At 73.0% G+C, this 14,387-nt stretch carries 10 protein-coding genes; 7 read left to right on the forward strand and 3 right to left on the reverse strand.

The annotated features are described in order from the left end of the window. Positions 1 to 606: 606 nt before the first annotated feature. Positions 607 to 1,056 carry a PTS glucose transporter subunit IIA gene (locus tag ACIBK8_RS14350; RefSeq protein ID WP_399042081.1) on the forward strand — a complete coding sequence of 150 codons (450 nt, stop codon included), beginning with the start codon at positions 607 to 609 and terminating at the stop codon, positions 1,054 to 1,056. Between the two features lie 78 nt (positions 1,057 to 1,134). Beyond that, a complete protein-coding gene (gene ptsP / locus ACIBK8_RS14355) occupies positions 1,135 to 2,805 on the forward strand; it encodes a phosphoenolpyruvate--protein phosphotransferase (RefSeq protein WP_399042082.1) in 1,671 nt (556 codons plus the stop codon). Between the two features lie 96 nt (positions 2,806 to 2,901). Here ptsP and ACIBK8_RS14360 read toward each other — a convergent pair whose 3' ends face one another. Both ACIBK8_RS14360 and ACIBK8_RS14365 read right to left on the reverse strand, forming a co-directional pair. Next, positions 2,902 to 3,828 carry a hypothetical protein gene (locus ACIBK8_RS14360; RefSeq protein ID WP_399042083.1) on the reverse strand — a complete coding sequence of 309 codons (927 nt, stop codon included), beginning with the start codon at positions 3,826 to 3,828 and terminating at the stop codon, positions 2,902 to 2,904. A gap of 115 nt (positions 3,829 to 3,943) precedes the next feature. Beyond that, entirely contained in the window at positions 3,944 to 5,977 is a 2,034-nt protein-coding gene (locus tag ACIBK8_RS14365) for an acetoacetate--CoA ligase (protein ID WP_399042084.1), read from the reverse strand. A gap of 347 nt (positions 5,978 to 6,324) precedes the next feature. Here ACIBK8_RS14365 and ACIBK8_RS14370 point away from each other — a divergent pair, with 347 nt between their 5' ends. The 5 genes from ACIBK8_RS14370 (at position 6,325) to ACIBK8_RS14390 (ending at position 13,443) form a co-directional block, all read left to right on the forward strand. Then, positions 6,325 to 8,847, forward strand: a complete 2,523-nt coding sequence (locus tag ACIBK8_RS14370) for a glycoside hydrolase family 31 protein (RefSeq protein ID WP_399042085.1) — start codon at positions 6,325 to 6,327, stop codon at positions 8,845 to 8,847. Positions 8,848 to 8,966: 119 nt separating this feature from the next. Continuing rightward, the gene (locus ACIBK8_RS14375; protein WP_399042086.1) at positions 8,967 to 9,839 is read left to right on the forward strand and encodes a M15 family metallopeptidase; all 873 of its coding nucleotides are present in this window, start codon (positions 8,967 to 8,969) and stop codon (positions 9,837 to 9,839) included. A gap of 91 nt (positions 9,840 to 9,930) precedes the next feature. Further along, a complete protein-coding gene (locus tag ACIBK8_RS14380) occupies positions 9,931 to 10,389 on the forward strand; it encodes a Zn-ribbon domain-containing OB-fold protein (protein WP_399042087.1) in 459 nt (152 codons plus the stop codon). Beyond that, positions 10,386 to 11,576 (forward strand): lipid-transfer protein, encoded by a 1,191-nt coding sequence (locus ACIBK8_RS14385; protein WP_399042088.1) that lies wholly within the window; start codon positions 10,386 to 10,388, stop codon positions 11,574 to 11,576. Before ACIBK8_RS14380 ends, ACIBK8_RS14385 begins: the two co-directional genes overlap by 4 nt. A 121-nt stretch (positions 11,577 to 11,697) precedes the next feature. Then, positions 11,698 to 13,443 (forward strand): EAL domain-containing protein, encoded by a 1,746-nt coding sequence (locus ACIBK8_RS14390; protein ID WP_399042089.1) that lies wholly within the window; start codon positions 11,698 to 11,700, stop codon positions 13,441 to 13,443. Positions 13,444 to 13,612: 169 nt separating this feature from the next. Here ACIBK8_RS14390 and ACIBK8_RS14395 read toward each other — a convergent pair whose 3' ends face one another. Beyond that, positions 13,613 to 14,221, reverse strand: a complete 609-nt coding sequence (locus tag ACIBK8_RS14395; RefSeq protein ID WP_393688368.1) for an ATP/GTP-binding protein — start codon at positions 14,219 to 14,221, stop codon at positions 13,613 to 13,615. Between the last annotated feature and the right edge of the window lie 166 nt (positions 14,222 to 14,387).

Raw genomic sequence — 14,387 nt, forward strand, 5'->3', positions numbered from 1 at the left:
AGGAACCTCATCCACCGAAGTGGACGGGGTATCAACATATCTGGCGTTGACTTTTGGCACGCTGTTGAGTTCTCAAGGAACGGACGCTTCCTTTGTGCCTGTTTCACCAGGCTCTCCGGGCGCTTCCCTTCGGTCTTGCGTTTCCGACTCTATCAGATCCTCGCGGTCCTGATTTTCGCCGGTGCGATCCGGCCTTTCGGCCTTTTCGCGTTTCCAACCTTACCAGATCCGTTTCCGTATCCGGCCCCCTGTTGGAGCGGGGTTGGCCTTCCGGCTTTCGCTTTCCAGCCTTTCGAAATCACTGTCTTTCTGCAGACATGCAGAAGCTTGATTCGATATTCCGAATCATGATTCGAAGGATTGCTGCCGATTTGGCCGACCGCAGTTGTCTGCGGTGTTGGCTTTCCGGGGCAGGTCTCAGACAGTACAGGCCCGCTTGGGGCGAGGCAAATCGATGGGGTGCTCAGAAGCGGCGGCGGAGAGGGCTGTGGGCGGTGTTGCTCATGCGGAACCGTCAGTTCTTATGACTTACGCTTCTGAGCGGTGCGCCGTCCAGGACAGGTAGTGACGGCGGCCTGATGAATCTCCACCCCTGGGAGGCTTCCCATGACCACCGTGTCGTCCCCGCTTGCCGGACGTGCCATCGGACTCGCGGCTGTGCCCGATCCGGTCTTCTCCGGCGCGATGGTGGGCCCCGGTACCGCCATCGACCCCGTGCGCGAGCCGTCCGAGGCCGTCTCACCCGTTGACGGCGTCATTGTTTCGTTGCACCCGCATGCGTTCGTCGTCGTGGACGCCGCCGGCCACGGGGTGCTCACGCACCTCGGTATTGACACTGTCCAGCTCAACGGCGAGGGCTTCGAGCTGCTCGTCAACAAGGGCGACACCGTTCAGCGCGGCCAGGCGGTCGTGCGCTGGAATCCGGCCGCGGTCGAGGAGGCCGGCAAGTCGCCGGTGTGCCCGGTCGTCGCGCTGGAGGCCGCTGCCGACTCGCTCGGTGAGGTCCGTGAGGACGGCGAGATCAAGGCGGGCGAGACGCTCTTCTCCTGGCAGTAGCCGGGGGCCGTCCTGCGACGGCAGTTACGACATCCACCGCGGCGGCGCGTATCGCCGCATCAACCGGAGACGGGTGAAATGGAGACAACGCTGCGAGGCGTCGGCGTGAGCCATGGTGTGGCGATCGGCGAGGTGCGGCACATGGGTACGGCGGTTCTCGAACCGCCGGCCAAGCAGATTCCGGCCGAGGACGCGGAGCGCGAACAGGGGCGTGCCCGTCAGGCCGTTGAGGCTGTTGCCGCGGACCTGATCGCGCGGGGAAACCTGGCCGGGGGTGAGGCGCAGGCCGTGCTCGAGGCGCAGGCCATGATGGCCCAGGACCCGGAGCTGATGGCCGACGTCGAGCGTCGGATCGCGGTCGGGAGCACGGCCGAGCGTGGTGTGTACGACGCGTTCGCCGCCTATCGGGCGCTGCTGGCGGGTGCCGGCGAGTACCTGGCGGGGCGGGTCGCCGACCTCGACGACGTGCGGAACCGTATCGTCGCGCGGCTGCTGGGTGTGCCGATGCCGGGGGTGCCGGACAGCGACGAGCCGTATGTGCTGATCGCGCGGGATCTCGCGCCGGCCGACACCGCGCTGCTCGACCCGGCGCTGGTGCTCGGGTTCGTGACCGAGGAGGGCGGGCCGACCAGCCACAGCGCGATTCTCGCGCGGGCGCTGGGGGTGCCGGCCGTGGTGGCGCTGCCGGGCGCGGGTGAGCTGGTCGAGGGCACCGTGATCGCCGTCGACGGCAGCACCGGTGAGATCTTCGTCGAGCCGAGTGCCGAGAAGCGTGCGGGGCTTGAGCAGGCGGCTGCGGCGCGTAAGGCGGCGCTGGCGGCTTCGTCCGGTCCGGGTGCCACATCGGACGGGCACAAGGTGCCGCTGCTGGCGAATGTCGGCGGGCCTACGGATGTGCCGGCGGCGGTCGAGGCGGGGGCGGAGGGTGTCGGTCTGTTCCGTACCGAGTTCCTCTTCCTGGACGACAGCAAGAAGGCGCCGTCCGAGGACAAGCAGGTCGAGGCGTACCGCAAGGTGCTGTCGGCCTTCCCCGAGGGCCGTGTCGTGGTGCGGGTGCTGGATGCCGGTGCGGACAAGCCGCTGGACTTCCTGACGCCGGGCGACGAGCCGAACCCCGCGCTGGGTGTGCGGGGGCTGCGGACGCTGCTCGACCACCCCGACGTGCTGCGTACCCAGCTGACCGCGCTGGCGAAGGCGGCCGAGGGGCTGCCGGTCTACCTTGAGGTCATGGCGCCGATGGTGGCGGACCGTACCGACGCCAAGGCGTTCGCCGACGCGTGCCGGGAGGCCGGTCTTCAGGCGAAGTTCGGGGCGATGGTGGAGATTCCGTCCGCCGCGCTGCGGGCCCGGTCGATTCTGCAGGAGGTCGAGTTCCTTTCACTGGGGACGAATGACCTGGCGCAGTACACCTTCGCGGCGGACCGTCAGGTCGGTGCGGTGTCGCGTCTTCAGGATCCGTGGCAGCCGGCGCTGCTCGATCTCGTCGCGGTTTCGGCCGAGGCCGCGAAGGCCGAGGGCAAGAGCTGTGGTGTGTGTGGTGAGGCGGCTGCCGATCCGCTGTTGGCGTGTGTGCTGACCGGGCTCGGTGTCACCAGCCTTTCCATGGGTGCGGCGTCGATTCCCTACGTGCGGTCGACGCTGTCGAAGCACACGCTGGCGCAGTGTGAGCGTGCTGCGGCGGCGGCGCGGGCCGCGGACACCGCCGACGACGCGCGGGCGGCGGCGCAGGCGGTGCTCTCCGGAGAGTGATGCCGGGCGGCGTGAGCGTCGCGTTCCGGTGCCGATGGCCGTCCCGCCCTGTGTGGCGGGGCGGCCATCTGCCGTACGGGCGGCGGTGGTTGGGGGTCAGTGGTGCCGGTGGGTCTCGGGTGGCGGGGTGAGGGGGAGGCCGGCGGCGTGGTCGACGCGGTGTTCGGGCGGGATGGGTTCGCCGGTGTCGGCGTCGGTGCAGTAGGCGGTGAAGACCTGGGCCGCGGTGAGCGGGCGTGGCCAGCCGTCGCGCAGGGACCAGCCGCGGACGGTGTCGCGGGTGGCGTCGGGCGGGAGGCCGGGGGTGGTGTCGGCGGTGGTGCTGCGGGAGACGATGCCGCCGGGGGTGCCGAGGGCCATGCCGGCGGCCAGGACCGTGCAGAAGATCAGGGTCCGTGATTCGGAGAGGTGCTGCCTGCCGCCTTCGAGTGCGGTGGTGTGCAGGACGGCGAGGAGCTGCGGGTCGCCCGCGGGGATGCTGCACACGAGGTGGTGGGTGCCGTCCCCGAGTCCTTCGAGGAGTTGTTTGAGTACGGCGGTGGCGCGGGCGAAGGCGGCGTGCGCGAGGTCTTCGCCGCATTCCTCGCAGGTGCCGCTGCGGGCGAGTAACGCGGATGCCTGTTCCCAGGTGGCCTGCCGGTCGGCCTCTTCGATGAGCAGCGGGAGGAGTTGGGCGAGGGGTTCGCCCGCGTAGGGCAGGGTGGCGCCGGCGCCGGCGAGTTCGGCGGCGTAGCGGGCCCGGCTGTCGGTGCGGTCCGGGTCGAGGCCGAGGTCGTCGCAGTAGGTGTCGTAGGCGTCCGGGTCGAAGAGGGCGAGGGTGGTGCGGACGCCCTGGGAGGCCAGGGTGCGCAGCAGGGTCTCCATCTGCTGGAGGTAGCCGGCGTGGTCGTCGAACGGGAAGGTGCGGTAGCGGCGCATGGCCGCGAAGTCCTGTTCGTCGGCCAGGACGGCCGCGGTGCTGGGGACTTCGCGGCGCAGCAGGTCGTGGGCGCGGTGGTCGGCGGGCCCGGATGTGGATGTCATGACTCCCCCTCGGTGAGCTGGGTGTCCGCGGCGGCGGGTGGTGCCGCCGCGGACTTCACTTGTCACTGAGAGTAATCGGGGGGTCTGACAATGGCGGTCGTGGCGCCGGGGGCCGTTACTTTGCGCGGTCGTTGGCGCTGCGGTCGTGGGCGATGCGCTCGTAGAAGCGGAGCAGTTCGAGGTCGTCGACCGAGCCGGGGTTGACGGCCTTGTCGAGGGGGGTGCCCTGGAGGAGGCGTTTGACGGGGACCTCGATGCGTTTGCCGGTGAGGGTGTGCGGGACGCCGGGCGCTTCGATGATGTCGTCGGGGACGTGGCGCGGGGAGAGCTCGGTGCGGATGGTCTGTTTGATGCGGGTGCGCAGGTCGTCGTCGAGGGTGGCGCCGGGGGCGAGGTGGACGAAGAGCGGCATCCAGTAGCCGCCGTCGGGGAGTTCGAGGCCGATGACCAGCGATTCGCGGATTTCGGGGAGGCGTTCGACGGCTTCGTAGATGTCGGCGGAGCCCATCCGGACGCCTTGGCGGTTGAGGGTGGAGTCGGAGCGGCCGTGGATGACGACGCTGCCCCGGGAGGTGAGGGTGATCCAGTCGCCGTGCCGCCAGACGCCGGGGAACATGTCGAAGTAGCTGTCGTGGTAGCGGCTGCCGTCGGGGTCGTTCCAGAAGCGGATCGGCATGGAGGGCATGGGGCGGGTGACGACGAGTTCGCCGACCTCGTCGATGACCGGCTTGCCCTGGGCGTCCCATGCCTGGAGGTCGGTGCCGAGGCCGGGGGCCTGGAGTTCGCCGATGTGCACGGGGAGGGTGGGGACGGCGCCCGCGAAGCAGCTGCAGACGTCGGTGCCGCCGCTGACGGATGCGGTCCAGAGGTCGGCGCCCGCCTCCTGGAAGGAGTCGTGCAGCCAGCGGAAGCCGTCGGGCGGCAGCGGGGAGCCGGTGGTGGCGACGCAGCCGATGGCGGAGAGGTCGAGGTCGCGTGCGGGGTGGATGCCGGCCTTGCGGCAGGCCATGACGTAGGCGGCGGAGGTGCCGAAGACGGTGGCGCGGGTGCGTTCGGCGACCCGCCACTGGGCGGCGATGTCGGGGTGGCCAGGACTGCCGTCGTAGAGCACGATCGTGGCGCCCACCAGGAGGCCGCCGACGAGGAAGTTCCACATCATCCAGCCGGTGGACGTGTACCAGAAGAAGCGGTCGTCGGGGCCGAGGTCGCAGTGCAGGCCGGCCTGTTTGAGGTGTTCGACGAGGATGCCGCCCTGGGACTGGACGATGGCCTTGGGGAGGCCGGTGGTGCCCGAGGAGTACAGGACCCACAGCGGGTGGTCGAACGGCACCTGTTCGTAGACCGGTTCGGTGTCGTTCGTGGTCAGGTCCGACCAGTTCAGGGCGCCTTCGGGGGCTTCGGTGCCGAGGAGGGGGACGTGGACGACGGCCCGGAGGGTGGGGAGTTCGGCGCGCAGCTCGGTGACGGTGTCGCGGCGGTCGTGTTCCTTGCCGCCGTAGCGGTAGCCGTCGACGGTGAACAGGATGACGGGCTCGACCTGTTGGAAGCGGTCCAGGACGCTGCGGGCGCCGAAGTCGGGGGCGCAGGAGGTCCAGACGGCGCCGACGGCCGCGGTGGCGAGGAAGGCGACGACGGCCTGCGGGATGTTGGGGAGGTAGCCGCTGACGCGGTCGCCCGGACGGACGCCGAGCGCGCGGAGTTCCGCGGCGAGTGAGCCCACCTGGGCGCGGAGTTCGGCCCAGCTGACGGGGGCGGGTTCCAGGGTCTCGTCGGCGTACAGCAGGGCGGGGGTGGTGGCGCGCTCCGGGTCGTCGGCCGTGCGCAGGGCGTGTTCGGCGTAGTTGAGGGTGGCGCCGGGGAACCAGCGGGCGCCGGGCATCGCGTCGTCGGCGAGCACCGTCTCGTAGGGGGTGCTGAAGCGGACGTCGAACCAGGTGGCGACGGCCTGCCAGAAGGCGGGGAGCGCTTCGACGGACCAGCGGTGCAGGTCGGCGTAGCTCGTGGCGGGGTCGCCCGGGGTGACGGCGGGCGCGCCGTGGTGGGTGGCGGCCCATTCCTGGAAGCGGGTGACCTGTGCCCCGGCGATGCGGTCCTGGCCAGGCTGCCAGAGGGGGCGTGGCTGCGAGGCGGGCTGCGGTGCGGTGGTCATGATGCGGCTCCCGGGCGATGCGCGTGGTGGGCGTCGGTCGCGCACGGCGGGGGTGTGCGCGGGACGCGGCTTGCCAGGACGATGCCATGTGATCGACTTGCGCACCAGGGTGGGCCTGGCATCGGGGGGTCTAGCGGGTGCCGCGGCGGTGGGCTCAGGGCCTGGTCGGACGGTGTGCGGATGGGGGTCGTACGGCGGCGCTGCGGGGGTGGTGCGCGGGATTCCTGTGGTGGGTGGGGGCCGTCGTGTGGGGGGTTTCGGCCACCGGGCGGCGGTTGGTGGTCTCTCAGGTGAACGACAGTTGAACGACGCCTTCGCGCGGCGGCGGCGATGACAGTGTGAGCAGCATGAACGGGCGTGATCTGGTGCGGTCGGTACGGGTGGTGCGGGCGGTCGGGGCGGCGCAGGGGCTGCGGTCCGTGCGGGCGGCGTGGCAGCGGCGACGGGCGGATGCGGTGGCGCTGCCGCGGAACGGGCGGGAGCGGGCGCGGGTGCCCGGGGAGGCCCGGGGTGCCGAGCCGGAACCGGGGGGCGGGCTGGTCCATTTCGCGCGGTCGTCGTTGCGGGTGCGGGTGGCGACGGGCGGCGCGGTGTTCTGCGGCTGGGACGGCGCGGGGCCCGAGCCTTCGTACGCGCTGGCGGCGTGTCCTGAGGCGGACGTGCGGGCGGTGCTGGAGCCGGACACCGAGGGCGGCTGGCGGGTGGTGTCCGAGCGGGTGATGGTGGCGGTCTCCCGGTACGGGGCGGTGGAGGTGCGGACGCCGGGCGGGGCGCTGCTGCGGCGGGAGTTGCCGCCGCGGTGGTGGGATCGGGCGGACGGGGTGGACGAGGCAGGCCGTCCTCAAGGAGCCGGTGAGGTCGCGGGGGCGGGTGCGGCCGGTGGGGCTGCGGCGGACGGGGCAGTTGGGGCGGACGGCACCTCCAGGACGGACGGCACCCCCGGGACGGACGGCACCCCCGGGACGAACGGTGCGCCCCCCGGTGCCGCGGAGCGGGCGACCGGCTCGCGGTGGGTGCAGCGCTCCGAAGTGGCCGCCGACGCGCGGTTCTTCGGGCTGGGCGGCCGGGCGGGCGGGCCGCGGCTGCGGGACGGTGCGTACCGGCTGTGGAACACCGGGCCCGGTGACACGTCGGGCCCCGACGATGTGCCGTTGTCGCTGACCATGCCGGTGCAGCTGGTGGTCGCGGACGCCGGGACGCACCTGGTCTTCCACGACAACTCCTGGGACGGCTGGGTGACGCTGCGCGAGGGCCGGGAGGGCGCGGGGTCAGGGCACGACCGGCTGGGGGCCTGCGCGCTGCGGATGGACGGCGGGCCGCTGCGGTACTGGGTGCTCGCGGGCACCCCGGCCCGGGTGCTGCTGGGCTGGGCGGCGCTGACGGGCGCCGCCGCGGTGCCGCCGCGCTGGGCGCTGGGGCATCAGCGCGCCGGGCAGGGGGCCGGCGGGGCGGCTGAGGTCAGGCGGGTCGTGGCGGGGTACCGGGAGCGCGGTCTGCCGCTGTCCGCCGTCCATCTGGACATCGGTCATCACGACCGGCACCGGGTGTTCACCGTCGACCGGGAGCGGTACCCGGATCTGCCGGGGCTGGCGCGGGAGTTGGGGGCGGACGGGGTGCGTCTGGTGTCGGTGGTGCATCCGGCGGTCAGGGCGCAGCCGGGTGAGCCGGTGTACGACAGCGGGGTGGCGGCGGGGGCGTTCGTGCGGGACGCGCGGGGGCGTCAGGTGCGGGGGGTGGCGTGGCCAGGTGCGTCGGTGTTCCCGGACTTCACCGATCCCGCGGTGCGCCGGTGGTGGGGCGGGCTGTACGCGGAGCGGCTGGAGCAGGGGTTCTCCGGGGTGTGGCACGACATGAACGAGCCGTCGGCGTTCGCGGCGTTCGGTGAGCCGACGCTGCCGCGTTCGGCCCGGCACGCGCTGGACGGCAGAGGCGGTGACCACCGGGAGGCGCACAACGTCTACGCGTTGGAGATGGCGCGGTCCTGCTACGAGGGGCTGAGCGCGCTGCGGCCCGATGAGCGGCCGTTCCTGTTCTCCCGGTCGGGCTGGGCGGGGATGCAGCGGTTCGGCGGGGCGTGGCCGGGGGACGTGGCGACGGGGTGGCCCGGGCTGCGGGCGTCGCTGGCGCTGGTGCTGGGTCTCGGGCTGTGCGGGGTGCCCTACAGCGGGCCCGATGCCGGCGGGACGGCCGTGCCGTCCCGTGAGCTGTATCTGCGCCGGCTCCAACTGGCCGCGTATCTGCCGCTGTTCCGTACCCGGGCGGCGGACCGGTCGGGGCGGCGGGAGCCGTGGGATTTTGGCCCCGAGGTGCTGGCGCACGCGCGGGCCGCGCTGCGCGAGCGGGAGCGGCTGCTGCCGTACTTCGAGACGCTGGCGCAGGTGGCGCGGCTGACGGGCGCGCCGTACGTGCGTCCGGTGTGGTGGCACACGCCGCGGGACCGTGCGCTGCGGGACTGCGGGGACGTGTTCCTGTTGGGCGACGCGTTGCTGGTGGCGCCGGTGCTGGAGCCGGGCGGCGGCGGGCGGGCGGTGCGGCTGCCGCGGGGCCGGTGGTACGACACCGCGACCGGGCGGGCGTACGAAGGTCCTGGACAGGTGCGGGTGGATGCGCCGCTGTCGCGGATACCGGTGCTGGCGCGGGCGGGTGCGGTGCTGCCGGTGACGGGTGCGGACGGCGGGACGGAGCTGGAGGTGTGGGCGCCGGCCGCGGGGCGCAACGGCGGCGGGACGGTGGCGGCGGACGCCGGCGGGGGGCGTCCGCCGGTCATCGAGCGGTTCGTTTCGCGGCTTGAGGACGGGCGGGTGGTGGTGGAGCGGCAGGACGGGAGCCCCGCCGGATACCGGGTGCGGGTGCGCGGGGTGGCGGGGTGAGCGGGGGTATCCCTTGCGCCGTCCGGGCCGGCGGGTGAGCGGGGGTTCCCCTCGCGCCGTCCGGGCTGCCGGGTGAGCGGGGGTTCCCTTCGCGCCGGTCCGGCTGCTAGATGATGTCCATGCCAAGTCTCTTCCGGCCGGGAGCCGCCGCCGCGCTGCGCGGGCTCGCCGTTGCCGTCTGTGCCGCGCTGACCGTCTCCGCCGTACCGTCGAGTGCGGTGGCCGCCACTGCCGCCGTGCGCCCCGCAGGTTCTGCGCACGAGGTCCGGGGGCCGGACGCGGAGCCCCGCGCCCCAAAGGAGTTCGTCGCGCTGCGCGCGGTGGATCCGACGATCATCCAGGAGATGCGGTACTTCACGCCGCACGACTTCATGGGGGTGCGGGTGACCGGGTACCGCGCGCCGGTGTGCCTCGTCACGCGGGACACGGCGCGTGCGTTGCACCGTGCGCAGCGGTCCTTCCTGCGGCGCGGTTACTCGCTGAAGGTGTACGACTGCTACCGCCCGCAGCGGGCCGTCGACCACTTCGTGGCCTGGGCGAAGGACCTCGGCGACCAGCGGATGAAGGGCGAGTTCTATCCGCGCGTCGACAAGTCGACGCTGTTCAGGGACGGGTACATCGACGAGACGTCGGGGCACAGCCGGGGCAGCACCGTCGATCTCACGCTGGTGCCGCTGCCCGCGCTCCCGACCCGGCCGTACGTCCCCGGCGAGCCGCTGTCCCCCTGTTACGGGCCGCAGGCGACCCGCTTCCCGGACAACTCCCTGGACATGGGCACCGGTTTCGACTGCTTCGACACCCTGGCGCACACCCTCGATCCGCGGATCAAGGGGAAGCAGCGGGCGAACCGGATGCTGCTGAAGAAGGGCATGGAACGGGCCGGTTTCGTCAACTACCCGTACGAATGGTGGCATTACACCTTCACGCCGGAGACGTTCCCCGACACCTACTTCGACTTCCCGGTGTCGTGGCTCTCGCTCGGCGGGCGGTGAGCGGCGGCGGCCGGGGTTCCGCAGCGGGCGGCGGCGTGCCACACTCCTGACGCATCGTCAGGAATCTGTGCCGAGCACCGGGAGGGGCGCCGTGCCACGCCTACGCAAACCCGTGGTGGCGGGTTGGTTCGATCAGGACGCGGCGGATTTCCGGCTGCGGGGAACGCGCTGCCGGGACTGCGGCGCGGTGTTCTTCCCACGCGAGGACTCCTTCTGCCGCAACCCCGGCTGCGCCGGAGTCGTCCTGGACGAGGTGCCGCTCTCCCGGCACGGCACGGTGTGGTCCTGCACGGACGGCCGCTACCGTCCGCCCGCCCCCTACCCCAGCGATCCGGACACCCCCTGGGAGCCGTACACGCTGGTGGCGGTGGAGCTGGCCGCCGAGCGGATGGTGGTGCTCGGACAGGCGGCGCCCGGGGTCACGGTGGCGGACCTGCCGGTCGGATCCGAGGTCGAGCTGGTGCCGGGCGTGCTGTACGAGGACGCCGACATCACCTGGACGACCTGGCACTGGCGGCCCGCGGCGGCGCACTCCGGGGAGGCGTCATGACGGGCGACGTGGCGGTGCTGGGCGCGGGCATGCACCCGTGGGGCAAATGGGGGCGCAGCTTCGTCGAGTACGGGACGAAGGCGGCGCGCGAAGCGCTCGCGGACGCCGGGCTCGACTGGCAGGCCGTCCAGAGCGTGGTCGGGGCCGACACCGTACGCGGCGGCTATCCCGGATACGTCGCCGGCGCCACCTTCGCCAAGGCCCTGGGCTGGCAGGGCGCCAGGGTGACCAGCGTCTACGCGGCGTGCGCTTCGGGTGCGCAGGCGATCAACACCGCGCGCTCGCAGATCCTCGCCGGGATGGCGGACGTGGCGCTCGTGGTGGGCGCCGACGCCGCCCCCAAGGGGTTCTTCGCCCCCGCGGGCGGCGAGCGCCCCGACGATCCCGACTGGCTGCGCTTCCGCGTCCTGGGCGCCACCAACCCCGCCTACTTCGGCCTGTACGCGCGCCGCAGGATGGCGCTGTACGGCGATACGACGGAGGACTTCGCGCAGGTCAAGGTGAAGAACTCGGCGGCGGGCGCGGCCAATCCGTACGCCCGCTACCGCAAACCGGTCACTGCCCAGGAGGTCGCCGCGTCCGCCGTGGTCGCCGATCCGCTGCGCCTGCTGGACATCTGCGCCACCTCGGACGGCGCCGCCGCGCTCGTGCTGACCAGCATGGAGTTCGCCCGCCGGCACGGCGCCACGGACCCGGTGCGGATCCGCGCGGTGTCCACCGCCACCCCGCACTACCCGCGCACCGTCCTCGATCTGCCCGACATCGCCACCGACTCCGCGGCGGCCGTACCGGAACCGGCGACCGGCTTCCGCGCCTCGATCGCCCGCGGCGCGTACGAGGAGGCCGGCATCGGCCCCGACGACCTCTCGCTCGCCGAGGTCTACGACCTGTCCACCGCGCTGGAACTTGAGTGGTACGAGGACCTGGGCCTGTGCGCCGCCGGTGAGGCCGTGAAGCTGCTGCGGGAGGGCGCCACGGCGCTCGGCGGGCGGCTGCCGGTGAACCCCAGTGGCGGCCTGTCCTCCTTCGGCGAGGCGGTGCCCGCACAGGCCATCGCCCAGGTCTGCGAACTGACCAGGCAGCTGCGCGGACAGGCAGGAAAGCGCCAAGTGCCGGGCGCCCGCGTCGGCATGACGGCCAATCAGGGATTGTTCGGGCACGGTTCGGCGGTCGTCGCGGTCCGCTGATCCATGGCCGCCTCCCGATGATGCGATGGTGCGGTGGCCGCATCGCACACCCCGCGAAACCCTCCGTGAACAGTGCGTGAACCGGCCACGGGACGGGCCGGGGACGCGGCATGCTGCTGCCGTGCCTGCCTGGACGGACCAGCTCCGATTCGCCTTCCAACCCGTGGTGAACCTCGCGACCGGCTCGGTCGCCGCGCTGGAGATACTCGCCCGCCCCGAGTGCGGTGACGTGCTGGCGTCGGCGCGCCGCTCCCCCGACGTCGACGCCGAACTGGCGGGCCTCGCCGTGCAGTCGGCGGCCCGCCAGGAGACCCTGCTGCCGCTGCACGTCAACGTCTTCGCGGCGACCGTGGCCGAGCTGCCGGGGCTGACGGCGCTGGGCAAGGCCGTGCACGACGCGGGCCGGCGGCCGTGGGAGATCACCCTCGACCTCGTCGGTCCCTTCACGTACGTACCGCACCGGGCGCTGCTCGCGGGGGTCGCGGAGCTGCGCGACGAGGGGTACCGGATCTGCGCCGACGGGGTCGGCGACGGCGATCTCCCGCTGCGGCTGCTCGGCGAGCTGGCGCCCGACCTCGTCAAGCTCGACGCCTCGCTGTGCGCGGGCCTGGCCGACGACGCCGGGGCGCGGGCCGTGGTCGCCGCGATGGGCCGGCTGTGCGAACAGACCGGCGGGCTGCTGGCCATCGAGGGGGTGGAGACCGAGCGGCAGTACGCCGCGGTGCGGGACGCCGGGGTGCAGCTGGCGCAGGGCAACCTGTTCGCGCCGCCCGCCCGGCGCCCGGCCGCCGATGTCTACCTGCCGCCCGCCGAGTCCGCGCCCGCCACGGTCGCCGCCGCGCCGTACGGTGCGCCTTCGGGGCCGCCGGTCGCGCAGTTCCTCCAGCCCGCCGCGCTGCTGCCGATGTCCGCGTCGGCGGGCGCGGTGCGCAGCCACCTCACCGCCTTCCCCGAGGTGTCCGGCGTCCTGCTGGTCGATGCCGACGGGGTGCCGGTACGGGCGGTGGACCGGGACCGTTTCCTGCTGTCCCTGTCGGCGCGGTACGGCCACGCCCTGTACGCGGACCGTCCGGCGCTGCGGCTGGCGGACCGGCCGCGCACGGTGGGCGCGGGGGCGACGGCCTGGGAGGTGCTGGACGTGATCACCGACGGCGACCGGGTGCGTACCGGCGACGACGTGGCGGTGGTGGACGAGCGGGGCCGGTGCATGGGCGTGGTGCATCTGGCCGACATTCTGCGGGCGTTGGCGGAGAGCCGGGTGGAGGAGGCGGCGCGGCTCAATCCGCTGACCCGGCTGCCGGGTTCCGACGCGGTCAACGGCGAGGTGGACCGGCGGATCGCCGCGGGGCGGCCGTTCGCCCTGAGCTGGGTGGACGTGGACGGTTTCAAGCAGGTCAACGACGGGGCGGGGTTCGCGGCAGGCGATGAGCTGATCCGGTCGGTGGGGCGGGCGCTCGCCGAGGTCGCCGGGCACGACGCGGACGCCCGGGTGGGCCACATCGGCGGCGACGACTTCCTGGTGCTGGCCGAGCCCGGCGGTCTGGAGCCGTTCGCCGCCGCGCTGCTGGACGTCGCCTGGTCGGCGGGCGGCGCGCCGGTGACGCTGTCGCTGGCGACGGTGGTGTGCCCGCCGGGCGGCGTGCCTGGCCACCAGCAGGCGGCAGCGGCGCTGGCACCGCTGAAGAAGGCGGCGAAGGCGCTGTCCGGGGCGAGTTGGGTGGTGGGCAGGCCGGGCTCGGAGCGGTTCGAGACGCGGCGTGGTACACCCGCGCGGGTGCCGGGCCCGGCGGGCGGGGACGGTGCGCCCGCGGGCGAGCAGGAGGACGCGCGGGCGGATCGGCGAGGGGCCGTGTCGGGGTCCGCCTGAAGCCGCGGGCCGCGCCGTGCGGAACGCCCCGCGCTGCGCCGGGCCTTGACGCTCCCGCACGGCCGGTCAACACTTCCGGTGCCGGTCGGCGCCGCATCCGGGGCGGCCGGACCGCGGACGCGCGGCCCGTACCTCGGACGGCGGGGTACGGGCCGTGCCCGTGCGGCCGTCAGGGCAGTGCGGGTTCCTGCTGCCGGGAGCTGACGTCCATCGCGTGCTGGACGACGGCGATCAGCACGTCGCGCACCGACTCCTTGTGCCGGGCGTCGCAGAGCATCACCGGCACCTCGGGGTCGAGGTCCAGCGCGTCGCGCACCGAGTCCGGCGGGTGGTGGTCGGCGTCGTCGAAGCAGTTGACGGCGACCGTGAAGGGCAGGCCGCGGCGCTCGAAGTAGTCGATGGCGGCGAAGGAGTCGGCGAGTCTGCGGGTGTCGGCGAGGACGACGGCACCCAGCGCGCCGAGCGCCAGCTCGTCCCACAGGAACCAGAAGCGGTCCTGCCCCGGTGTGCCGAAGAGATAGAGGACCAGCTCGTCGTTGACGGTGATCCGGCCGAAGTCCATCGCGACGGTGGTGGTGGTCTTGCTCTCCACTCCGTCGAGATCGTCGACCGGACGGCCCGCTTCGGTGAGCCGCTCCTCCGTACGCAGCGGTTTGATCTCGCTGACCGCGCCGACCAGCGTCGTCTTGCCCACGCCGAAACCACCCGCGACCAGGATCTTGAGCGTCATCGGATCGACGGCGGCGGACCTGCGGCGCTCAGAACGCCCGAAGACCATGGGCCTCTTCTCCCGTAGTGCCGTGTGTGCAGCGGACCTCGCGCACGAGCGGCGAGGGCAGGTGACCGGCCTGCGGCTGCAAGGGAACCGTACAACGTGCGCCCCCTGACGCCCACTTGAGGTGCGGAGCGGATTCCGGACGGCCGGTCCTGACGCCCCAAGTGCC

Origin of the sequence: Streptomyces sp. NPDC050161 (assembly GCF_044460025.1) — a bacterium.
Lineage (GTDB): Bacteria > Actinomycetota > Actinomycetes > Streptomycetales > Streptomycetaceae > Streptomyces.

Coding starts and splice junctions, on each gene's coding strand:
- ACIBK8_RS14350 (WP_399042081.1), top strand. CDS start 607: ATGACCACCGTGTCGTCCCCGCTTGCCGGACGTGCCATCGGACTCGCG.
- ptsP (WP_399042082.1), top strand. CDS start 1,135: ATGGAGACAACGCTGCGAGGCGTCGGCGTGAGCCATGGTGTGGCGATC.
- ACIBK8_RS14360 (WP_399042083.1), bottom strand. CDS start 3,828: ATGACATCCACATCCGGGCCCGCCGACCACCGCGCCCACGACCTGCTG.
- ACIBK8_RS14365 (WP_399042084.1), bottom strand. CDS start 5,977: ATGACCACCGCACCGCAGCCCGCCTCGCAGCCACGCCCCCTCTGGCAG.
- ACIBK8_RS14370 (WP_399042085.1), top strand. CDS start 6,325: ATGAACGGGCGTGATCTGGTGCGGTCGGTACGGGTGGTGCGGGCGGTC.
- ACIBK8_RS14375 (WP_399042086.1), top strand. CDS start 8,967: ATGCCAAGTCTCTTCCGGCCGGGAGCCGCCGCCGCGCTGCGCGGGCTC.
- ACIBK8_RS14385 (WP_399042088.1), top strand. CDS start 10,386: ATGACGGGCGACGTGGCGGTGCTGGGCGCGGGCATGCACCCGTGGGGC.
- ACIBK8_RS14395 (WP_393688368.1), bottom strand. CDS start 14,221: ATGGTCTTCGGGCGTTCTGAGCGCCGCAGGTCCGCCGCCGTCGATCCG.